19 protein-coding genes are annotated in these 22983 nt (G+C 60.0%); 14 read left to right on the forward strand and 5 right to left on the reverse strand.

Features of this window, described 5'->3' with window-relative positions:
- Window positions 1-188: 188 nt before the first annotated feature.
- From ACW9HW_RS06300 to prpD, 6 genes are all read left to right on the forward strand, one after another.
- The gene (locus tag ACW9HW_RS06300; protein WP_170948764.1) at window positions 189-905 is read left to right on the forward strand and encodes a GntR family transcriptional regulator; all 717 of its coding nucleotides are present in this window, start codon (window positions 189-191) and stop codon (window positions 903-905) included.
- Complete coding sequence (prpB, locus tag ACW9HW_RS06305) at window positions 902-1792, forward strand: methylisocitrate lyase (protein WP_095197279.1); 891 nt, start codon at window positions 902-904, stop codon at window positions 1790-1792. The genes ACW9HW_RS06300 and prpB overlap by 4 nt, the downstream gene beginning before the upstream one ends.
- A 159-nt stretch (window positions 1793-1951) precedes the next feature.
- Window positions 1952-3079, forward strand: a complete 1128-nt coding sequence (gene prpC / locus ACW9HW_RS06310) for a bifunctional 2-methylcitrate synthase/citrate synthase (protein ID WP_095197280.1) — start codon at window positions 1952-1954, stop codon at window positions 3077-3079.
- Between the two features lie 204 nt (window positions 3080-3283).
- The gene (gene acnD, locus ACW9HW_RS06315; protein WP_095197281.1) at window positions 3284-5878 is read left to right on the forward strand and encodes a Fe/S-dependent 2-methylisocitrate dehydratase AcnD; all 2595 of its coding nucleotides are present in this window, start codon (window positions 3284-3286) and stop codon (window positions 5876-5878) included.
- Between the two features lie 57 nt (window positions 5879-5935).
- A complete protein-coding gene (prpF, locus tag ACW9HW_RS06320; RefSeq protein ID WP_095197282.1) occupies window positions 5936-7138 on the forward strand; it encodes a 2-methylaconitate cis-trans isomerase PrpF in 1203 nt (400 codons plus the stop codon).
- A 199-nt stretch (window positions 7139-7337) separates the two neighbouring features.
- Complete coding sequence (gene prpD, locus ACW9HW_RS06325) at window positions 7338-8822, forward strand: 2-methylcitrate dehydratase (protein WP_095197283.1); 1485 nt, start codon at window positions 7338-7340, stop codon at window positions 8820-8822.
- A gap of 106 nt (window positions 8823-8928) precedes the next feature.
- Here the strand turns inward: prpD and ppsR are convergent, their stop codons facing one another.
- Entirely contained in the window at window positions 8929-9747 is an 819-nt protein-coding gene (gene ppsR, locus ACW9HW_RS06330) for a posphoenolpyruvate synthetase regulatory kinase/phosphorylase PpsR (protein ID WP_095197284.1), read from the reverse strand.
- A 174-nt stretch (window positions 9748-9921) separates the two neighbouring features.
- Between ppsR and ppsA the strand changes: the two genes are divergently transcribed.
- The 8 genes from ppsA to ACW9HW_RS06370 all read left to right on the forward strand — a co-directional run bounded on the left by ppsA (window position 9922) and on the right by ACW9HW_RS06370 (window position 18108).
- Window positions 9922-12297 (forward strand): phosphoenolpyruvate synthase, encoded by a 2376-nt coding sequence (gene ppsA / locus ACW9HW_RS06335; protein WP_095197285.1) that lies wholly within the window; start codon window positions 9922-9924, stop codon window positions 12295-12297.
- A 198-nt stretch (window positions 12298-12495) separates the two neighbouring features.
- Window positions 12496-13485: an alpha/beta fold hydrolase gene (locus ACW9HW_RS06340; protein ID WP_095197286.1), complete on the forward strand. Its 990-nt coding sequence runs from the start codon at window positions 12496-12498 to the stop codon at window positions 13483-13485.
- Window positions 13486-13625: 140 nt separating this feature from the next.
- A complete protein-coding gene (gene rraA, locus ACW9HW_RS06345) occupies window positions 13626-14114 on the forward strand; it encodes a ribonuclease E activity regulator RraA (RefSeq protein ID WP_457398993.1) in 489 nt (162 codons plus the stop codon).
- 35 nt (window positions 14115-14149) lie between these two features.
- The gene (locus tag ACW9HW_RS06350; RefSeq protein WP_095197288.1) at window positions 14150-15145 is read left to right on the forward strand and encodes a zinc transporter ZntB; all 996 of its coding nucleotides are present in this window, start codon (window positions 14150-14152) and stop codon (window positions 15143-15145) included.
- Window positions 15146-15202: 57 nt separating this feature from the next.
- On the forward strand, window positions 15203-15457 hold the full coding sequence (locus ACW9HW_RS06355) for a CrfX protein (protein WP_371917554.1): 255 nt from the start codon (window positions 15203-15205) through the stop codon (window positions 15455-15457).
- A gap of 2 nt (window positions 15458-15459) precedes the next feature.
- Window positions 15460-16284: a mechanosensitive ion channel family protein gene (locus tag ACW9HW_RS06360; protein ID WP_008048604.1), complete on the forward strand. Its 825-nt coding sequence runs from the start codon at window positions 15460-15462 to the stop codon at window positions 16282-16284.
- Between the two features lie 91 nt (window positions 16285-16375).
- Window positions 16376-16966, forward strand: coding sequence for an RNA polymerase sigma factor SigX (gene sigX / locus ACW9HW_RS06365; protein WP_064678884.1), 591 nt, complete (start codon window positions 16376-16378; stop codon window positions 16964-16966).
- A 107-nt stretch (window positions 16967-17073) separates the two neighbouring features.
- Window positions 17074-18108: an OmpA family protein gene (locus ACW9HW_RS06370; protein ID WP_095197290.1), complete on the forward strand. Its 1035-nt coding sequence runs from the start codon at window positions 17074-17076 to the stop codon at window positions 18106-18108.
- A gap of 86 nt (window positions 18109-18194) precedes the next feature.
- Here the strand turns inward: ACW9HW_RS06370 and cobA are convergent, their stop codons facing one another.
- From cobA to ACW9HW_RS06390, 4 genes are all read right to left on the reverse strand, one after another.
- Window positions 18195-18959, reverse strand: a complete 765-nt coding sequence (cobA, locus tag ACW9HW_RS06375) for a uroporphyrinogen-III C-methyltransferase (RefSeq protein ID WP_095197291.1) — start codon at window positions 18957-18959, stop codon at window positions 18195-18197.
- 173 nt (window positions 18960-19132) lie between these two features.
- A complete protein-coding gene (locus tag ACW9HW_RS06380) occupies window positions 19133-20803 on the reverse strand; it encodes a protein kinase domain-containing protein (RefSeq protein ID WP_457398973.1) in 1671 nt (556 codons plus the stop codon).
- A gap of 7 nt (window positions 20804-20810) precedes the next feature.
- The gene (locus ACW9HW_RS06385) at window positions 20811-22022 is read right to left on the reverse strand and encodes a nitrate/nitrite transporter (protein WP_095197293.1); all 1212 of its coding nucleotides are present in this window, start codon (window positions 22020-22022) and stop codon (window positions 20811-20813) included.
- A 374-nt stretch (window positions 22023-22396) separates the two neighbouring features.
- Window positions 22397-22972: an ANTAR domain-containing response regulator gene (locus ACW9HW_RS06390; RefSeq protein WP_095197294.1), complete on the reverse strand. Its 576-nt coding sequence runs from the start codon at window positions 22970-22972 to the stop codon at window positions 22397-22399.
- Window positions 22973-22983 lie beyond the last annotated feature (11 nt).

The raw sequence follows: 22983 nt of genomic DNA on the forward strand, positions 1-22983 counted from the left end.
TGCGGGCGGCATTCTAGCACGGTGGCTTGATGGCGCCAGCGCTGGCGGGCGGCTATAACCAGAGCTGCTGCATCTTGTTGGTGCAAGCGGTTATTAGACGATTGTCGACAATATCGATTTATCCTTTGACTGTGGACGCTGATTTCGCTAGTTTTTGCGGCATTGGTTTTGAAGGTGTCGACAATATGCTGGAGCAACTCGATCCGCCGCTTAGCGTCCAGGACGATTCGGAAACACTCTCCGAGAACGTCTTCCGGCGCATTCAGGCGGCTATCGTCAAGGGCGAGATCGCTCCTGGCAGCAAAATTTCCGAGCCGGAGCTGGCCCGTACCTATGGCATCAGCCGCGGTCCGCTGCGCGAGGCCATCCACCGCCTGGAGGGGCAGCGCCTGCTAGTGCGCGTACCGCACGTCGGGGCACGGGTGGTGTCGCTCAATCACGCGGAGCTGCTGGAGCTCTACGAAATCCGCGAATCCCTTGAAGGCATGGCCTGTCGTCTGGCGGCCGAACGCATGAGTGTCGAAGAAATCGACGAACTGCGGCGCGTCCTCGAAACCCACGAGCGCGATGAAGCGTTCCAGGCTGGCCGAGGCTATTACCAGCAGGAAGGCGATTTCGACTTCCACTACCGAATCATCCAGGGCAGCGGTAACCGCACCCTGACGCAAATGCTCTGCGGCGAGCTCTATCAATTGGTGCGCATGTATCGCATCCAGTTTTCCACCACGCCCAATCGCCCGCACCAGGCCTTTGCCGAGCACCACCGAATTCTCGATGCCATCGCCGACCGTGACGGTGAACTGGCCGAGTTGTTGATGCGCCGTCACATCGGCGCTTCCAAACGCAACATCGCCCGTCACTACCAGGACGGCGCCAATCCGACAGCCAAACGAGGTGAGTCATGAGTTCCAACAAGAGCACTCCAGGCCAGCGTTTCCGCGATGCGGTCGCCAGCGAGCATCCATTGCAAGTGGTCGGCGCGATCAACGCCAACCATGCGCTGCTGGCCAAGCGTGCCGGTTTCAAGGCGATTTACCTGTCCGGCGGCGGCGTCGCTGCCGGCTCCCTCGGTGTGCCGGACCTGGGCATTACCGGTCTGGATGACGTGTTGACCGATGTGCGCCGCATCACCGACGTCTGCGATCTGCCACTGCTGGTGGACGTGGACACCGGTTTCGGTTCCTCGGCGTTCAACGTCGCCCGTACCGTCAAGTCGATGATCAAGTTCGGCGCGGCAGCGATTCACATCGAAGACCAGGTCGGCGCCAAGCGCTGCGGTCACCGTCCTAATAAAGAAATCGTTTCGCAGCAGGAAATGGTCGATCGCATCAAAGCGGCCGTCGATGCCCGTACCGATGACAGCTTCGTGATCATGGCTCGCACCGACGCCTTGGCCGTGGAAGGCCTGGAGTCCGCTCTGGATCGCGCGGCGGCGTGCATCGAGGCTGGTGCCGACATGGTATTCCCGGAAGCCATCACCGAACTGGAAATGTACAAACTGTTCGCCAGCCGCGTGAAAGCACCGATCCTGGCCAACATCACCGAATTCGGCGCGACGCCGCTGTACACCACCGAGCAACTCGCCGCTGCCGACGTGTCGCTGGTGCTGTACCCGCTGTCGGCCTTCCGCGCCATGAACAAGGCGGCGGAAAACGTCTACACCGCGATCCGCCGCGACGGCACGCAGCAGAACGTCATCGACACCATGCAGACGCGCATGGAGCTTTACGATCGCATCGACTACCACACCTTCGAGCAGAAGCTCGATGCGTTGTTTGCCGCGAAGAAGTAATGAACACCCTGTACCTGTAGGAGCGAGCTCGCTCGCGATGGACCTCAACGATAACGCTGTGTCCCTGATGCACAGCGGTGTGCCGTCCACCTTCGCGAGCAAGCTCGCTCCTACAGAAGAGATTGGTTTCCCTAACAAATTCAAAAATTGGAGACAGCAATGGCCGAAGCAAAAGTACTCAGTGGCGCCGGGCTCCGTGGCCAGGTTGCCGGGCAAACCGCACTGTCCACCGTGGGCCAGTCGGGCGCAGGGCTGACCTATCGCGGCTACGACGTTCGCGAACTGGCGGCTGACGCTCAATTCGAAGAAGTCGCTTACCTGCTGCTGTACGGCGAACTGCCGAGCAAAACCCAACTGGCGGCCTACATCAGCAAGCTGAGCAAGCTGCGCGACCTGCCGCAAGCCTTGAAGGAAGTGCTGGAACGCATCCCTGCCGACGCCCATCCGATGGACGTGATGCGCACCGGTTGCTCGTTCCTGGGCAACCTCGAGCCGGAGAAAGACTTCTCCGAGCAACACGACAAGACCGACCGCCTGTTGGCCGCGTTCCCGGCGATCATGACCTACTGGTATCGCTTCAGCCATGAAGGCCAGCGCATCGATTGCGTGAGCGACGAGGCATCCATCGGCGGTCACTTCCTGCACCTGCTGCACGGCAAGAAACCGAGCGAATTGCACGTCAAGGTGATGAACGTTTCGCTGATCCTCTACGCGGAGCACGAGTTCAACGCCTCGACCTTCACCGCGCGGGTCTGCGCTTCGACGTTGTCCGACCTGTTCTCCTGCGTCACCGCGGCCATCGGTTCGTTGCGCGGTCCGCTGCACGGCGGCGCCAACGAAGCGGCGATGGAAATGATCGAGCGTTTCGCGTCGCCGGAAGAGGCGATCAAGGGCACCCTCGGCATGCTCGAGCGCAAGGACAAGATCATGGGCTTCGGCCACGCGATCTATAAGGACAATGATCCGCGTAACGAAGTGATCAAGGGCTGGTCGAAAAAACTCGCTGACGAAGTGGGCGACAAGGTGTTGTTCCCGGTCTCCGAAGCCATCGACAAGACCATGTGGGAGCAGAAGAAACTGTTCCCGAATGCCGACTTCTACCATGCCTCGGCGTACCACTTCATGGGCATCCCGACCAAGTTGTTCACACCGATTTTCGTCTGCTCGCGCCTGACCGGCTGGGCTGCCCATGTGTACGAACAACGCGCCAACAACCGCATCATCCGCCCGAGCGCCGAGTACGTCGGCGTCGAACAGCGCAAGTTCGTGCCAATCGAACAACGCTGAATGGTGGGGGCCGAGCACTGATCCAGAGGTTCACCGAAAACCCTGTGGGAGCTGGCTTGCCAGCGATGACTGAGTCACATCCAACACTGATGGTGACAGACCCACCGCTATCGCTGGCAAGCCAGCTCCCACAGGGTTCAGTGTGAATTTCAAGGTCGGTACCAGGCCCCACCCTTTGTAACTACCGTGACCGAGTCCTGACCGATGAACACAGAATTCCGTAAACCGCTGCCCGGCAGCCATCTGGATTACTACGACGTCCGCGCGGCGGTCGAGGCCATCCAGCCCGGCGCCTACGACACCCTGCCGTACACCTCCCGCGTGCTGGCGGAAAACCTTGTGCGTCGCTGCGACCCGGCCACGCTCACCGAATCCCTGAAGCAATTCATCGAACGCAAGCGCGACCTCGATTTCCCATGGTTCCCGGCCCGCGTGGTGTGCCACGACATCCTCGGCCAGACCGCACTGGTGGACCTCGCCGGCCTGCGTGACGCCATCGCCTTGCAAGGCGGTGACCCGGCGCAAGTGAACCCGGTGGTGCCGACGCAACTGATCGTCGACCACTCCCTGGCCGTCGAGCGTGGCGGCTTCGATCCCGAGGCGTTCGAGAAGAACCGCGCCATCGAAGACCGTCGCAACGAAGACCGTTTCCACTTCATCAACTGGACCAAGAAGGCGTTCAAGAACGTCGACGTGATCCCGCCGGGCAATGGCATCATGCACCAGATCAACCTGGAGAAAATGTCTCCGGTGATTCAAGTGCGCGACGGCGTTGCATTCCCCGACACCTGCGTCGGCACAGACAGCCACACCCCGCACGTCGATGCGCTGGGCGTAATCGCCATTGGCGTCGGTGGCCTGGAAGCCGAGAGCGTGATGCTGGGCCGCGCGTCGTGGATGCGTCTGCCGGAAAGCGTTGGTGTCGAACTGACGGGCAAGCTGCAGCCGGGCATCACCGCCACTGACATGGTGCTGGCGCTGACCGAATTCCTGCGCAAGCAAAAAGTGGTCGGTGCATGGCTGGAATTCTTCGGTGAAGGCGCATCGGCCCTGACCCTGGGCGACCGCGCCACCATTTCCAACATGGCCCCGGAGTACGGCGCCACGGCGGCGATGTTCTACATCGACCAGCAGACCATCGACTACCTCAAGCTGACCGGTCGTGAAGACGAGCAGGTGCAGTTGGTCGAGAACTACGCCAAGCAGGTCGGCCTCTGGGCCGACAGCTTGAAGGGCGCGCAGTACGAGCGCGGCCTGACCTTCGACCTGTCTTCGGTGGTGCGCAACATGGCCGGCCCGAGCAACCCGCACGCCCGTGTGGCGGTTTCGGATCTGGCGGCCAAAGGCATCTCCGGCCAGTGGGAAGACGTACCCGGTCAAATGCCGGATGGCGCGGTGATCATCGCGGCCATCACCAGCTGCACCAACACCAGCAACCCGCGCAACGTGATCGCTGCCGGCCTGCTGGCGCGCAACGCCAACAAGCTCGGCCTGACCCGCAAGCCATGGGTCAAATCGTCTCTGGCGCCGGGTTCGAAAACCGTGGCCCTGTACCTGGACGAAGCCGGCCTGACCGATGAACTGGAGCAGCTCGGCTTCGGCGTCGTGGCCTTTGCCTGCACCACCTGCAACGGCATGTCCGGCGCGCTGGATCCGGTGATCCAGCAAGAGATCATCGACCGCGACCTGTACGCCACTGCCGTACTGTCCGGCAACCGCAACTTCGACGGCCGGATTCACCCGTACGCCAAGCAAGCGTTCCTCGCCTCGCCACCGCTGGTGGTCGCTTATGCCATCGCCGGCACCATCCGTTTCGACATCGAAAAAGACGTGCTGGGCGTGGTCGATGGCAAGGAAATCCGCCTGAAAGACATCTGGCCAAGCGACGAAGAAATCGACGCCGTGGTGAAAGCGTCGGTCAAACCGGAGCAGTTCCGTCAGGTCTATATCCCGATGTTCGCCATTCACGAAGACACCGGCCCGAAAGTCGCGCCGCTGTACGACTGGCGCGAGATGAGCACTTACATTCGCCGTCCGCCGTACTGGGAAGGTGCGCTGGCCGGGGCACGTCCGCTCAAGGGCATGCGCCCGCTGGCGGTGTTGCCGGACAACATCACCACCGATCACCTCTCGCCGTCCAACGCCATCATGCTGGACAGCGCCGCCGGCGAGTACCTGGCGAAAATGGGCTTGCCGGAAGAGGACTTCAACTCCTACGCGACTCACCGGGGTGACCACCTCACCGCACAACGCGCGACCTTTGCCAACCCGAAACTGTTCAACGAAATGGTCCAGGAAAACGGCAAGGTCAAGCAGGGTTCGCTGGCGCGCGTGGAGCCGGAAGGCCAGGTCATGCGCATGTGGGAAGCCATCGAAACCTACATGGACCGCAAGCAGCCGCTGATCATCATCGCCGGCGCCGACTACGGTCAGGGTTCGTCCCGCGACTGGGCGGCCAAGGGCGTGCGACTGGCGGGTGTGGAAGCGATTGCCGCTGAAGGTTTCGAGCGCATTCACCGCACCAACCTGGTGGGCATGGGCGTGTTGCCGCTGGAGTTCAAGCCGGGTACCAACCGCCACACCCTGGCCATCGACGGCAGCGAAACCTACGACGTGATCGGCGATCGCACGCCGCGCGCCGAGCTGACGCTGGTGATCCATCGCAAGAACGGCGAGCGTATCGAGGTGCCGGTGACTTGCCGCCTCGACACCGCCGAAGAAGTGTCGATCTACGAGGCGGGCGGCGTGTTGCAACGCTTCGCCCAGGACTTCCTCGAAGAGTCGGCGGTTGCCGTCTAACACTGGCTGTACGGGCACGGGACTTTGGGTCCCGTGTCTGTTTTTGAAGGAGCACTCATGTCTCACGCAGCTCATTTTGCCAAGCAGATCAAGATTCCCGCCACCTATATGCGCGGCGGCACCAGTAAAGGCGTGTTCTTCAGCCTCAAGGACCTGCCCGAGGCGGCACAGGTTCCAGGCCCGGCCCGCGATGCGTTGTTGTTGCGCGTCATTGGCAGCCCAGACCCCTACGACAAGCAAATCGACGGCATGGGCGGCGCGACCTCCAGCACCAGCAAAACCGTGATCCTGTCGAAAAGCACCAAGGCCGATCACGACGTCGATTACCTGTTCGGTCAGGTGTCCATCGACAAGCCTTTCGTCGACTGGAGCGGTAACTGCGGCAACCTCTCGGCGGCGGTCGGTTCGTTCGCCGTCAGCAATGGCCTGGTGGATGCCAGTCGCATTCCGCAAAACGGCGTTGCCGTGGTCCGTGTATGGCAGGCCAATATCGGCAAGACCATCATCGCCCACGTGCCGATCACCAACGGTGAAGTGCAGGAAACCGGCGACTTCGAGCTCGACGGTGTGACCTTCCCGGCTGCCGAAGTACAACTCGAATTCCTCGACCCGGCAGCGGAAGAAGAGGGTGGCGGTGGTTCGATGTTCCCCACCGGCAACCTGATCGATGAGCTGGAAGTGCCGGGCGTCGGCACGCTCAAAGTCACCATGATCAACGCCGGCATCCCAACCATTTTCGTCAATGCCCAAGACATCGGTTACACCGGCACCGAATTGCAGGGCGCGATCAACGGCGACCCGAAAGCGTTGTTGATGTTCGAAACCATCCGCGCTTACGGCGCACTGCGCATGGGCCTGATTTCGAACATTGACGAAGCGGCCAAGCGGCAGCACACGCCGAAGGTGGCGTTTGTCGCCAAGCCTGCGGACTACGTGGCGTCCAGCGGCAAGGCGATTGCCGCCGGTGATGTCGACCTGCTGGTACGCGCGTTGTCCATGGGCAAGCTGCACCACGCGATGATGGGCACCGCAGCGGTGGCGATCGGTACGGCGGGGGCGATTTCCGGTACTTTGGTCAACCTCGCGGCGGGCGGTGTCGAACGCAATGCCGTGCGTTTCGGTCACCCGTCGGGCACCTTGCGCGTCGGCGCCGAAGCCAGCCAGGTCGACGGCGAATGGACCGTGAACAAAGCCATCATGAGCCGCAGTGCGCGGGTGTTGATGGAAGGCTACGTCCGCGTGCCGGGTGATTCTTTCTGATCGAGTACTGAACCCTTGTGGGAGCGAGCCTGCTCGCGAAGACGGGGTGACATTCAACATGGATGTCGACTGATACGCCGCTTTCGCGAGCAGGCTCGCTCCCACAACTGATCGCATTTCAAAATAAGAAAGTAATCATCCGCTGAGATTGCCTTGAACCGAGGTCCCATCAACGAACCACTTACAGAGTGAATCGAACATGAGCGCCAACGTTGACCTGAACAATCGTCCGGACTATGACCAGGTCCTGCAGGACATTGCCGATTACGTCCTCAACTTCAAGATCGAATCCACAGAAGCCCTGGACACCGCCCGCAACTGCCTGATGGATACCCTGGGGTGTGGTCTGCTGGCGCTGCGCTTTCCCGAATGCACCAAGCACCTGGGACCAGTGGTCGAAGGCACTGTCGTGCCGTTCGGCGCGCGGGTTCCCGGCACCAGTTATCGTCTGGACCCGGTTAAAGCCGCGTGGGACATCGGCTGTATTGTGCGCTGGCTCGACTACAACGACACCTGGCTCGCCGCCGAGTGGGGGCACCCCTCGGATAACCTGGGCGGCATTCTCGCGGTGGCCGACCACCTGTCACAAAAACGCCTGGCCAATGGCGATGCACCGCTGACCCTGCGCGTTGTGCTCGAAGCCATGATCATGGCCCATGAAATTCAAGGCGTGATCGCTCTGGAAAACTCGTTCAATCGTGTCGGCCTCGATCACGTCATTCTGGTGAAAGTCGCCTCCACCGCGGTCACTGCCAAACTGATGGGGGCCAACCGCGAGCAACTGTTGTCGGCGTTGTCCCACGCCTTTGCCGATGGCCAGGCGTTGCGCACCTATCGTCATGCGCCGAATGCCGGGTCGCGCAAATCCTGGGCGGCCGGTGATGCCTCAAGCCGTGGGGTGCGTCTGGCAGACATCGCGATGCGGGGCGAGATGGGTATTCCCGGTGTCTTGAGCGCCAGGCAGTGGGGCTTCTACGACGTATTGTTCAGCCACACCAATAACGATCTGGCGCTCAAGGCCGACGACAAGCGCGCCTTCAGTTTCTCCCGCCCGTACGGCAGCTATGTGATGGAAAACGTGCTGTTCAAGATCAGTTTTCCCGCCGAGTTCCACGCGCAAACCGCCTGCGAAGCGGCGGTGACCCTGCACCCGCAAGTCCGCAACCGGCTGCACGAAATCGACAAAATCGTCATCACCACCCACGAATCGGCGATCCGCATCATTTCCAAGGTCGGCCCGCTGGCCAATGCCGCCGACCGCGATCACTGCATCCAGTACATGACCGCGGTGCCGCTGGCCTTCGGCAATCTGGTGGCCGAATACTACGAAGATGACTTCCACAGGGCGCATCCGATCATCGATGTGCTGCGCGACAAAATGGTCATCGTCGAGGACCCGCGTTACACCCGCGAGTACCTGGAAGCGGACAAACGCTCCATTGCCAATGCGGTGCAGGTGTTTTTCAAGGACGGTTCCAGCACCGAGAACGTGGTGGTTGAGTACCCGATTGGTCACCGTCGGCGCCGTACGGATGGTATTCCGTTGCTGGAGGACAAGTTCAAGGCAAACCTGGCGACGCGCTTCACGGCACAGCGATGCGAGGAGATATTTACCCTGTGCAAGGATCAGGCGCGGCTTGAGGCAACGCCGGTGAATCGGTTTGTGGATTTGTTTGTTATCTGAAAGACCGCGTTATCGTTCTTCGCGAGCAGGCTCGCTCCCACATTTGACCGCCTTCCAATGTGGGAGCGGGCTTGCCCGCGAAAGCGACCTGACAGGCGCTACAAATCTATTTGAACCGCCGCTCCACACCTTTCTCCACCAAAATCTTCGCGGAGATTTCTTCAACGGAAAAATGCGTGGAGTTGATGTTCGGAATGTTCTCGCGGCGGAACAGGTTTTCCACCTCGCGCACTTCGAACTCGCACTGGGCGTAGCTCGAATAGCGGCTGTTGGGCTTGCGCTCGTTGCGGATCGCGGTGAGTCGGTCCGGGTCGATGGTCAGGCCGAACAGCTTGTGCTGGTGGGCGCGCAGGGCGCTTGGCAGTTGCAGGCGTTCCATGTCGTCTTCGGTCAGCGGGTAATTGGCCGCGCGGATACCAAATTGCATGGCCATGTACAGACACGTCGGCGTCTTACCACAACGCGACACGCCCACTAGTATCAGGTCGGCCTTGTCGTAATAGTGCGTGCGGGCGCCGTCGTCGTTGTCGAGGGCGAAGTTCACCGCCTCGATGCGCTCCATGTAGTTGGTGTTGGCACCGATGGAGTGGGACTTGCCGACGGTGTAGGAAGAATGCTCGGTCAGTTCCTGTTCAAGAGGTGCCAGGAAGGTCGAGAAAATGTCGATCATGAAACCATTGGAAGTCGCGAGGATCTCACGAATATCCTGATTGACGATGGTATCGAAGATGATCGGGCGAAAGCCGTCGTTTTCGGCGGCTTTGTTGATTTGTTGTACCATGGCCCGCGCTTTGTCCACGTTGTCGATGTACGGCCGCGTGACTTTGCTGAAGGTAATGTTTTCGAACTGCGCCAGGAGGCTTTGACCCAGGGTTTCGGCAGTAATGCCGGTGCCATCGGAGATAAAGAAAGCAGATCGTTTCATTTGCACCTTGGGCCTTAAGCTAATGATCATTCTTGGATATGATAGGCGCGATTTGTCGGCCGCCAATGGCCCGCATTCTCACTTATTTTCCAGGTCCAGGCCATACAGCCGGCAAACGCTCCCCCGAGCAACCGGCTTCTGAGCTTTTCCAACACAGTTAGTGGAGAGATCACCTTGGTAGAGTACGTAGTTTCCCTCGATAAGCTCGGCAAACACGATGTTGAGCATGTGGGGGGCAAGAACGCATCCCTGGGCGAGATGATCAGCAACCTGGCAGGTGCCGGTGTATCGGTGCCCGGTGGCTTCGCCACGACCGCTCAGGCTTATCGTGATTTCCTGGAACTGAGCGGCTTGAATCAGCAGATTCACGATGCCCTCGATGCCCTGGACGTCGACGACGTGAATGCACTGGCCAAGACCGGTGCCCAGATCCGTCAATGGATCATGGAAGCCGAGTTCCCTGAAAAACTGAACACCGAAATCCGCACCGCATTCGCCGCGCTGTCCGCCGGCAACCCTGACGTGGCCGTGGCCGTGCGTTCTTCCGCGACTGCCGAAGACTTGCCAGACGCCTCTTTCGCCGGTCAGCAGGAAACCTTCCTGAACATCCGTGGTGTCGAAAACGTCATTCGCGCCGCCAAAGAGGTGTTCGCCTCCCTTTTCAACGATCGCGCGATTTCCTACCGCGTGCACCAGGGCTTCGACCACAAGTTGGTAGCCCTGTCGGCCGGCGTACAGCGCATGGTCCGTTCCGAAACCGGCACCGCCGGCGTGATGTTCACCCTCGATACCGAATCGGGCTTCCGTGACGTGGTGTTCATCACCGGCGCCTACGGCCTGGGTGAAACCGTCGTACAAGGCGCGGTCAACCCGGATGAGTTCTACGTCCACAAAGGCACGCTGGCCGCCGGTCGCCCGGCGATCCTGCGCCGCAACCTGGGCAGCAAGGCCATCAAGATGATCTACGGCGACGAGGCCAAGGCCGGACGTTCGGTCAAGACCGTCGATGTCGACAAGACCGATCGCGCGCGTTTCTGCCTGACCGACGCCGAAGTCAGCGAGCTGGCCAAGCAGGCGATGATCATCGAGAAGCACTACCAGTGCCCGATGGACATCGAATGGGCCAAGGACGGTGACGACGGCAAGCTGTACATCGTGCAGGCCCGTCCGGAAACCGTGAAGAGCCGCACCCAGGCCAACGTCATGGAACGCTACCTGTTGAAGGAAACCGGCACCGTGCTGGTGGAAGGCCGTGCCATCGGCCAGCGCATCGGCGCCGGCAAGGTGCGCATCATCAAGGACGTGTCCGAGATGGACAAGGTCCAGCCAGGCGACGTTCTGGTCTCCGACATGACCGACCCGGACTGGGAACCGGTCATGAAGCGCGCCAGCGCCATCGTCACCAACCGTGGCGGCCGTACCTGCCACGCAGCGATCATCGCCCGTGAGCTGGGTATCCCGGCCGTGGTCGGTTGCGGCAACGCCACCCAGCTGTTGAAAGACGGCCAGGGCGTGACCGTTTCCTGCGCTGAAGGCGACACCGGTTTCATCTTCGAAGGCGAACTGGGTTTCGACATCAAGAAGAACTCCGTGGACGCCATGCCGGAGCTGCCGTTCAAGATCATGATGAACGTCGGCAACCCGGACCGCGCCTTTGATTTCGCGCAGTTGCCGAACGCTGGTGTGGGCCTGGCCCGCCTGGAGTTCATCATCAACCGCATGATCGGCGTGCACCCCAAGGCGCTGCTGAACTACGACGGCCTGCCGCAGGACATCAAGGAAAGCGTCGACAAGCGCATCGCCGGCTACAACGATCCGGTCGGCTTCTATGTCGATAAACTGGTCGAAGGCATCAGCACCCTGGCCGCCGCGTTCTGGCCGAAAAAGGTCATCGTGCGCCTGTCGGACTTCAAGTCCAACGAATACGCCAACCTGATCGGCGGCAAGCTCTACGAGCCGGAAGAAGAGAACCCGATGCTGGGCTTCCGTGGCGCTTCGCGTTACATCAGCGAATCGTTCCGCGACTGCTTCGAACTCGAATGCCGTGCCCTCAAGCGCGTGCGCAACGAGATGGGCCTGACCAACGTTGAAATCATGGTGCCGTTCGTTCGCACCCTGGGTGAAGCGAGCCAAGTGGTGGATCTGCTGGCCGAAAACGGCCTGGCCCGTGGCGACAACGGTCTGCGCGTCATCATGATGTGTGAACTGCCGTCCAACGCGATCCTGGCTGAAGAGTTCCTCGAATTCTTCGATGGTTTCTCCATCGGCTCCAACGACCTGACCCAGCTGACCCTGGGCCTGGACCGTGACTCCGGGATCATCGCGCACCTGTTCGATGAGCGTAACCCGGCGGTCAAGAAGCTGTTGGCCAACGCCATTGCCGCGTGCAACAAGGCCGGCAAGTACATCGGCATTTGCGGTCAGGGTCCTTCGGACCACCCGGACCTGGCCAAGTGGCTGATGGAACAAGGCATCGAAAGCGTTTCGTTGAACCCCGATTCCGTACTGGAAACCTGGTTCTTCCTGGCTGAGGGTCAGGCTTCGGCTTGATCGTGTGTGAACGGCCCGTCTTGCTGTAGGAGCGAGCTCGCTCGCGATGGACGTCAACGATGACGCGTTTATCCTGGATGAACGTGGTGTTCTGAAGTTCTTCGCGAGCAAGCTCGCTCCTACAGGGTGGGGCGGTTCGTTTCAAGATTGAAGTAGGGCGGGCTCCTCTGGATGCCGCCCTTTTTTGTGCAAGAGACTATGCAAAGCAGCAGCAACCTATTTCCTGTCGCCCTGATCAGCGCCGAGCGGCGCGGTGATCTGAGCGAAGATGTCTATCGATTGAAGCCCGCCAACAGCCCTGACGGTACCGTCGAGCTGGCTGTGACGCGCCTGGGCATGGCCGATGAGCACTCCGTGCGCGGCGTGCCGGTGATTCTGTTGCATGGCAGCTTTTCCAATCGACGCTTCTGGTTTTCCCCCAAGGGCCTGGGCCTGGGGGCTTATCTGACGCGCCTGGGATTCGATGTCTGGATTCCGGAAATGCGCGGTCACGGCTTGTCCCAGCGCAACCAGAACTATCGCAAAAACCGCGTTGCCGACTATGCGCGTTACGATCTGCCGGCCATTGGCGCATTCGTGCGCGAGCAAAGCGGCCAGGTCCCGCACTGGATCGGCCATTCGCTGGGCGGCATTACCCTGGCGGCAGCGCTGGGTGGTGATTACATTGGCGAGCCGGTGGTGGCGTCCGCGGCATTTTTCGGCACGCAAGTCAGCCGCACCTATTGGCCGTTGAAAATTCCGCCAGTCGAGTGGAGCGGGCGTTTCATTCTCAAGCGTTTTGCCCAGTTGTCGGGTTCACGACTCAAGCGCGGTCCGGAAGACGAGCCGATCGGGTTGGCCCTGGAAAGCATGCGCTGGTACGGCTTGTTCGGGCGCTTTGGCGATGCCGACAAGGACTGGTGGGCAGGGTTGGCCGAGGTCAAGTTGCCGGTGCTGGCAGTGAGCGCCGCAGGCGATCATCAGGATCCGACCTGGGCTTGTCACAAGTTGTTCGATCAGGTGGGTTCCGAGCACAAGCAATTTATCAACCTGGGTCGCGATCAGGGCTTTAGTGACAATTTTGGTCACGTGGAAATGCTGGTCAGCAAAGCCGCCCAGGCTGAAGTCTGGCCGCTGGTGGCCCGCTGGTTGGCGGATCAACAAACACCGCTGCTGGGCAATCAAGCGGATTTGACCACGACGATCTAAGCTGGACGCTCTATCAGGGGCATTTCGCTCTGATCGGCTTGCGGCTAAGATATGACGGATTGAGCTATTCCAGTCATTTTTGATGATTGAGTCATCAGTGATGTTCGTCCCGTCTTCCTCTTTACAGGAGTTTCTCGATGATCCATTACCTCACGCCTGACCTGTGCGACACCTACCCGGAGCTGGTGCAGGTGCTGGAACCGATGTTCAGCAATTTCGGCGGCCGTGATTCCTTCGGCGGCGAAATCGTGACCATCAAGTGCTTCGAAGACAACTCGCTGGTCAAGGATCAGGTCGAACTCAACGGCAAGGGCAAGGTACTGGTGGTCGATGGCGGCGGCTCCCTGCGTCGCGCGCTGCTGGGCGACATGCTGGCCGAGAAGGCGGCAAATAACGGCTGGGAAGGGCTGGTGATCTACGGTTGCATCCGTGATGTCGACGTTATCGCGCAAACCGACCTGGGGGTGCAGGCGCTGGCCAGTCACCCGATGAAGACCGACAAGCGTGGCATCGGCGACCTCAACGTTGCCGTGACCTTCGCCGGCGTGACCTTCCATCCAGGCCAGTACATCTATGCGGACAACAATGGCGTGATCATTTCGCCAAGCCCGCTGAAAATGCCTGAGTAAGATTCAGCCGACTTTTTTTGAAGAATGGAATGCGGATGTTCGAGGAAGAAAACGCGCAGTGGGGGCTGGTACATGCCCTTGTGCTGGACGGTAAAGGCGGTGCGCGTTCGATAGCCCGGACAGAACTCGATGACTTGCAGCTGCAGGCCCATGAAAGCCTGTGGCTGCACTGGGATCGCAGTCACCCGCAAACCCAGACCTGGCTGCGCAAAACCAGCGGTCTGAGCGAGTTCAGCTGCGACCTCTTGCTGGAAGAAAATACCCGTCCGCGCCTTCTACAGCTTTCGGACAGCGAACTGCTGCTATTTTTGCGTGGGGTAAACCTCAATCCGGGCGCCGAGCCTGAAGATATGGTGTCGGTACGGATCTTCGGCTCGGCCCAACGGGTCATTTCCCTGCGTTTGCGTCCATTGCGCGCCACCGAAGAGCTGCTGGTGCAACTGGCGGACGGCAAGGGACCGAAAACCGCCTCCGAACTCATTCTTTATATGGCGCAGTACCTCACCAACAAGGTGCAGGATCTGGTCAGTTGCCTCTCGGAAGTGGTCGATGAGGAAGAAGAAAAGCTGGATGCCGACGAACGGTATACACCCGAGCATGGAGAGGTTTTACAGATCCGTCGCCGGGCGGCTGCGTTGAAGCGGTTTCTCGCTCCGCAGCGGGATATTTTTGGTCAGCTGACGCGGATCAAGTTGCCGTGGTTCGTTGAGGACGACGGGGATTACTGGAATGAATTGAACAACAGCCTGACCCGTTATTTAGAGGAACTTGAGTTAACGCGGGAGCGGGTGGGGCTGGTCCTGGAGGCTGAAGACCGCCGCTTGAGCGTGCGCATGAACCGCACGATGTATCGCTTCGGGATCATCACCGGGATCTTTCTGCCGATGAGTTTTCTGACCGGTCTTTTGGGGATCAACGTCGGGGGTATTCCGTTTTCCGAAAGCCCCTATGGCTTCCTCGTCGCCTGCCTGCTGATGATTTCGGTGGCGCTCGGGCAGTGGTGGTTATTCCGACGTTTGCGCTGGGTTTGAAAGTGACCCATGTGACCCGACCAAATTTGACCGCGTCTTTCACAGACATCACGAGAGGTGCGTATGCACGATCCGTTTGAAGAGTCTTTGCGTGACATGCTCAAGGCATCACCGTCCACCCGGGACGACGATGCATGCCTTGGTCGCGTCCTGAAAACCGCCAACCGCCAGGTCGGCGCCGGCGATCTGTTCAGCCTGCTGGGCCGCTGGCTGCCCGCGCTGATGATCGCTCTGAATAACGGCTCGGCCCACGTGGCGCCGGTGTCCCGTCTTCGTAAACCTACCGCTCGCACTGCTGATAAGGCTGATTGAATATGGAACTTGATCTCTGGACACAGAGCCTCGTCACTGCAATGACTGCGTTATGGACCAAGGTTGCGAACTTCATTCCGAACCTGTTTGGCGCACTGGTTGTGCTGCTTTTGGGTTTTGTCGTGGCCAAGCTGCTGGACACATTGCTGTCCAAATTGCTCGCCAAACTGGGCCTCGATCGCCTGATGGGCGGCACCGGCCTGACCAAGCTGCTGTCACGCGCCGGTCTCCAGGTTCCGATCTCCACGCTGATCGGTAAAATCGTTTATTGGTTCGTTCTGCTGATTTTTCTGGTTTCTGCCGCAGAATCCCTTGGACTTGAGCGAGTTTCAGCTACGCTGGATATGCTTGCGTTGTATTTGCCGAAGGTATTCGGCGCAGCGCTGGTGCTGCTGGTGGGTGTCCTGCTGGCGCAACTGGCCAATGGCCTGGTGCGCGGCGCGGCGGAAGGCGTAGGCCTGGACTACGCTTCCGGGTTGGGGCGAATTGCCCAGGGCCTGGTGATCATCATCAGCATCTCGGTAGCGATCAGCCAGTTGGAGGTCAAAACTGACCTGCTCAACCATGTGATCGTCATCGTTTTGATTACCGTTGGTCTGGCGGTTGCGCTGGCCATGGGGTTGGGAAGCCGGGAAATTGCCGGTCAGATTCTTGCGGGAATCTATGTGCGTGAGTTGTACCAGGTTGGGCAACAAGTGCGTGTTGGCGAGGTCGAAGGGCAGATCGAAGAGATCGGCACGGTTAAAACCACATTGCTGACCGATGAGGGTGAGCTAGTCTCTCTTTCCAATCGGATCCTCCTTGAGCAGCATGTGAGTAGCCGCTAACCCGGCAAACCCTGCTAATGTATGCCGCCGCAAAAAAGCCTGCAGACGCAGGCAGCGGTGGACATTGACCTGACTGTCGGCCCGACTTGTTTTGAATAAAGCCCAATCGCTATCCACGCGCTACGACCCCCGCGAGCTCTCTGATGAGGAGTTGGTCGCGCGCTCGCATACCGAGCTGTTTCATGTTACGCGCGCCTATGAAGAACTGATGCGGCGTTACCAGCGAACATTATTTAACGTCTGTGCACGATATCTCGGGAACGATCGCGATGCAGATGATGTCTGTCAGGAAGTGATGTTGAAGGTGTTGTATGGCTTGAAGAACTTCGAGGGCAAATCGAAGTTCAAGACATGGCTATATAGCATCACGTACAACGAGTGCATCACACAGTATCGGAAGGAACGGCGAAAGCGTCGCTTGATGGACGCATTGAGTCTGGACCCCCTCGAAGAAGCGTCCGAAGAAAAGGCGCCGAAACCCGAGGAGAAGGGCGGACTTGATCGCTGGCTAGTGTATGTGAACCCGATTGACCGCGAAATTCTGGTGCTACGATTTGTCGCAGAGCTGGAATTTCAGGAGATCGCAGACATCATGCACATGGGTTTGAGTGCAACAAAAATGCGGTACAAACGCGCTCTAGATAAATTGCGTGAGAAATTTGCAGGCGTTGCCGAAACTTAGTTCGGCGCAAATATCTCTTACGTGTAGGCAAGTTCTGATAGACTTGCCGCCGAGTTGTCCCCCGGTTTGCGGGACTGCTTCACAATCACCAGATGGGGATTTAACGGATGAAACTGAAAAACACCTTGGGCTTGGCCATTGGTTCTCTTATTGCCGCCACTTCGATCGGCGCTCTGGCACAGGGCCAAGGCGCAGTTGAAATCGAAGGCTTCGCCAAGAAAGAGTACTATGACAGCACCCGTAACTTCAAAAACGACGGCAACCTGTTCGGTGGCTCGGTTGGTTACTTCCTGACTGACGACGTTGAGCTGCGTCTGGCCTACGACGAAGTACACAACGTCCGTGCTGACGACGGTAAGAACGTAAAAGGCGCTAACACCGCTCTGGACGCTCTGTACCACTTCAACAACCCAGGCGACATGCTGCGTCCTTACGTCTCGGCCGGTTTCTCCGACCAGAGCATCGACCAGAACGGTTCGAACGGCCGTGACCGTTCCACTTTCGCCAACGTTGGTGGCGGCGCCAAGCTGTACTTCACCGACAACTTCTACGCCCGTGCCGGCGTTGAAGCTCAATACAACATCGACCAGGGCAACACTGAGTGGGCTCCTAGCGTCGGTATCGGTGTGAACTTCGGTGGCGGCTCCAAGCCAGCCGCTGCTCCAGTTCCAGCACCAGCTGAAGTCTGCTCCGACAGCGACAACGATGGCGTGTGCGACAACGTCGACAAGTGCCCGGACACCCCAGCCAACGTTACCGTTGACGCTGATGGCTGCCCAGCAGTTGCTGAAGTCGTACGTGTAGAGCTGGACGTGAAATTCGACTTCGACAAGTCGGTAGTCAAGCCTAACAGCTACGGCGACATCAAAAACCTGGCTGACTTCATGAAGCAGTACCCATCCACCAGCACCACTGTTGAAGGTCACACTGACTCCGTCGGTCCTGATGCTTACAACCAGAAACTGTCCGAGCGTCGTGCAAACGCCGTTAAGCAAGTTCTGACCAACCAGTACGGTGTTGAATCGTCCCGCGTTCAGTCTGTTGGCTACGGCGAATCCCGCCCGGTTGCTGACAACGCCACTGACGCTGGCCGCGCTGTAAACCGTCGCGTAGAAGCGCAGGTTGAAGCTCAAGCTAAGTAATTAGCCCGCAGCTTTGAGAAAAGCCCGGCTTAGGCCGGGCTTTTCTTTGTCTGCGATTTGGTGGGAGTGCCGGTGAGTCAGCAATGTCAGGCTGATTGACAGACCGTATTCGCGGGCAAGCCACGCTCCCACACGGGAGATGTTGCGTTGGCGGCTACTGCGCCAATCACCAGAATCGCCGGGCTTTTCAGCTCGAAGGCGTGGGCAGCTTCTTCCATGCCCGTCAGATCGCTCCGACATTCCCGTTGTTGCGGCAGTGAAGCGTTTTCGATCATCGCCACTGGCGTGTCGGCCCTCATTCCGCCCGCCAACAGTTGTTCACGTATTTCACTGAGCTTGGCCACGCCCATGTAGATCACCAGGGTCGTACCGCTTTGGGCCAGCGCCTGCCAGTTCAGGCTGCTGCCGTCCTGGGTATGGGCCGTCACCAGTGTCACGCCGCGCGCTACACCGCGCAGGGTCAGCGAAATATCGCATTGCGTGGCGCCAGCGAGCCCGGCGGTGATGCCATTGACCAGTTCGACCTCAACCCCGCGTTCGCGCAACCACTGTGCCTCTTCACCGCCGCGCCCGAAAATGCACGGATCGCCACCCTTGAGCCGCACCACGCATTTGCCTTGGCGCGCGTAGCGCAGCATCAGGCGGTGAATGAACGCTTGTGGCGTGGAGCGGCAGCCGCCGCGTTTACCCACGGGAATGATTCGCGCATTGCTGCAGTGTTCAAGGACTGCGTCATTCACCAGATCATCGATCAGCACGACATCCGCTTCTCTCATCGCCCGCACGGCCTTGAGCGTCAACAATTCCGGATCACCAGGGCCTGCACCGACCAGCCAGACTTTTGCGTTCATCGTGTTTTCCTCATTGTGAAACGGTAATGGAGCAAGTCGAAAGAATTGCAGCGACGTTCAGTTCGCCTTCGTCGGAACGCCGCCCGGAGCCGGCTCGCTCCCACAGGGGATTCGGAGGTGTTCACACGATCCCTTGTGGGAGCGAGCCCGCTCGCGAAGGGCGCAACTCGGTCTCAGCCATGAAATACCGCAAACAGCAGCGCCAGATTTATCAGTAGCGACACCAGCGCCAACGTTCTCCACACTTTCAGCGGCTCGCGCTCCAGCAGCGGCCGGGGGCGCACGCTCAAGCTGCGGCGCTCACCCTGTTCTATCTGCAGCAACCATTCTTCCGCTGTTTCAAAGCGCTGAGCCGGATCCGCCGCTACCGCGCGTTCCAGGCTGAGCGCCAGCCATTCCGGTAGGTCCGGGCGGTAGCGGCTGGCGCTGACGGGCACGCCGAATCGTGGACGCTGGAAAGCTTCGATTTCGCCGTAGGGAAAATGCCCGGTGAGCAGGTAGTAAAGGGTCACACCGACCGCATACAGATCCTGTTGCGCTGTCGGCGCTTCACCGCGAAACGCTTCCGGCGCGATGTAGCTGGGTGTTCCGGGCAGGGCAGAGGGTTGGTCTTCGGACAGGCCGGGGCAGTAAGCGAGCCCGAAATCCAGCAGGCGCAACTCACCATCGTCCCCCAGCAGCAGGTTTTCCGGTTTGATGTCTCGATGCAGGATCTGGCGTCGATGCAGCAGGCCGACCGCTTTGAGCAGTCGCTCGGCCAGGTCCTGCCACTGGGGCAGTGGCAACGTTCCGATCCGCGCCTGCAGTTGCGCCAGGGTGGAGCCGGAATATTCACGCATCACGTAGTACAAATGCTGACGCTGACTGGCAGCATGGACTTCAGGAAAATGTCGCCCGGCCACACGCTTGAGAAACCATTCTTCCGACAACAATGCTTGCCCGGCCAAGTGATCATCACGCAGAGCACCGGGCAGGGTTTTCAGCAGCCAGGGTTGTTGCTGGCTGTCACGCACTCGATAAAGCAGCGATTGCTGGCTCTGGCCGAGAATGGCTTCGACCTGCCAACCCTCGAAGTCCTGGCCCGGTTTCAGCGTCGGCGGCAGCGGCCATTGCTGCAACTGAATCAGCGCGTCGCCAATGCTGGTTTCACCGAGGGCATCGACCCGCACCAGCAAGGCGCTGGCATTGTCCTGGCTGCCGGCCAGGTGCGCGGCCCTCACCAGCGTCTGCGCGGCGTGGTCCAGATCCGGTTGATCACGCAGTATGGCGGCAATCGCGGTATCGCCCAGAACCGCCCAGACACCATCGCTGAGCAGCACGAAGCTCTCATCCTGACGCAATTCACCGTCGAGAAAATCCAGCACCAGGTGCTGATCGAGCCCCAGTGCCCGCTTGAGCACATGCTGCATGCCCGGTTGATCCCACACGTGATCTTCGCTGACCCGCTGCAATTGATCGGCATGCCAGCGATACACCCGGCAATCACCGACGTGGGCCAGGGTAAAACGCCGGCCACGCAAGACCAGGGCACTGACCGTAGTCAGCAGTGGTTGCCCACTGCCGTTGGCCTGCAACCAGCGATTCTGCGCGATCAGCAGGCGATCCAGTGCCTGGGCGACACCCCAGGTTTCCGGAGTGGCGTAGTAATCCAGCGCCAGGGCCTGCAGCGTCGATCGGGCGGCCAAGCCGCCATCGGCACACTGGCTGACGCCGTCGGCGATGGCAAACAGGTAGCCCTTGCTGGCTGCCAGCGCCGGGGCCGGCGTCACCAGGCGCAGGGCGTCCTGGTTTTCGTCGCGCGGACCGATGGCGCTGGCTTCGGCAAAACTCAGTTGCAGGCTCATGGAAGCATCAGACCCGTGCAGCGGTTACAGCGGCCGAGCCCCAGGTGGTTCTCCAGCGACGCTTCACGCCATGCAGGCCGAACCAGGCGAGGACGGCGAGACTGGCGAACAGCCACAGCGCCATTTGGTAGCTGCCGGTGCTTTGTTTGATCGCACCCATCCCGGCGGCGAGGGCAAAACCGCCAATGCCGCCAGCCATGCCGATCAGGCCGGTCATCACGCCGATCTCCCGACGGAAGCGTTGTGGAACCAACTGGAACACCGCGCCGTTGCCTGCCCCAAGACCCAGCATGGTGCAGACGAAAAGTGCCAGGGCCGCGTAGGAACTTGGCAGGTTGAAACCCACGGCCGCGATGCAGATCGCCGCTACGGTGTACATCGCCAGCAAGGTGCGGATGCCGCCGAAGCGATCAGCCAGGGCGCCGCCCAAAGGACGCATCAGGCTGCCGCCGAACACGCAGGCCGCGGTGTAGTAACCGGCGGTCACCGGGCTCAGGCCATACTGGTCGTTGAAATAACCGGGCAGGGCACTGGCCAGGCCAATGAAGCCGCCGAAGGTCACACAGTAGAAGAACATGAACCACCAGCTGTCGCGGTCGCCCAGCGCCTTGAAGTAGTCGGCCATCGACTTGGCTTTCGGCCGTTCGGGGGCGTTTTTGGCCAGCCAGGCGAAGACGATCAGGGTCAGGATCAGCGGGATCAAGGCGAAGCCGAATACATTGCTCCAGCCAAACGCCGCTGCCAGCACTGGCGCAATCAGCGCGGCCAGCACGGTGCCCGAGTTACCGGCCCCGGCGATGCCCATGGCTTTGCCTTGATGCTGCGGCGGATACCATTGCGATGCCAGGGGCAGGGCGACGGCGAAAGAGGCGCCAGCCATGCCCAGGAACAGCCCCAGCAGCAGCGCTTGCTCGTAGCTGTGGATCCCGAGTTTCCAGGCACCGAACAACGCACAAATGACGATCACTTGACCGATGATGCCGGCGGTTTTCGGTGACAGGCGATCAGCCAGCATGCCCATCACAAAGCGCAACACCGCGCCGGCCAGAATCGGCGTGGCCACCACCAGCCCGCGCTGTTGGGTGGTCAAGTGCAAGTCACCGGCGATTTGCACCGCCAGGGGGCCGAGCAGGTACCAGACCATGAAGCTCAAATCGAAATAGAGGAAGGCCGCGAACAGGGTCGGGGTATGGCCGGATTTCCAGAAGCTTGAATTCATCGCGCACCTCAGCTGATAGGAGTCTCGAACGGGATTCATGCAGGTGGGGCGCCTCAGGGCCGCACCACCGGCCCCGAGCTATGGGGCCAAAACAAAAAAACGCCGCTACCCGATTCGCCAGGGGCAAATGGGGTGAGCGACGTCTTTGTCGTAGGTGGGGCAACCGCCGTTGGTTACCTGTGGCGATTACCTAGCGAGATTTGTGCCAACAGCCAGCTATGCAGGGAAAGAGCTTTTGTGGCGAGGGAGCTTGCTCCCGCTCGGCTGCGCAGCAGTCGTAAATCCAGTAATACCTGATTCATCGGATTGCCTGATTTTAGGGCCGCTGCGCAACCCAACGGGAGCAAGCTCCCTCGCCACAGAGGAGCAGGGCTTCAATTAAGCAACTCACTCATGGCAATGATCTGCTCCGCCACCTGGATCAGCTTCTGCTGGCGGCTCATGGCCTGGCGGCGCATCAGGGTGTAGGCCTCTTCTTCGTTGCAGTCCTTCATTTTCATCAGCAGACCCTTGGCCAGCTCGATACGCTTGCGCTCGGCCAGTTGCTGGTCGCGGGCATGCAGTTGCGCGCGCAAGGCCTGGTCGCTTTCGAAACGGGCCATGGCCACGTCGAGAATCGGCTGCAAGCGTTGTGCGTGAATGCCTTCGACGATGTAGGCACTGACCCCGGACTTGATCGCCTGGCGCATCACGTCGGGGTCGTGTTCGTCGGTAAACATCACGATCGGCCGTGGCTGGTCGCGGCTCACCAGCACCACTTGCTCCATCACATCGCGGCCGGGTGACTCGGTATCGATCAGAATCACGTCCGGACGCACCGTTTCGACGCGTTCGGGCAGGTCGATGGTCAGCCCGGACTCGTCGATCACCTCGAAGCCGGCTTCGATCAGGGCCGCTTTCAGGCGCCCGACTTTTTTCGCGGTGTCGTTGATCAGCAGGATACGCAACATATTCGCAGTCT

Source organism: Pseudomonas sp. SDO5532_S415 (assembly GCF_054071155.1).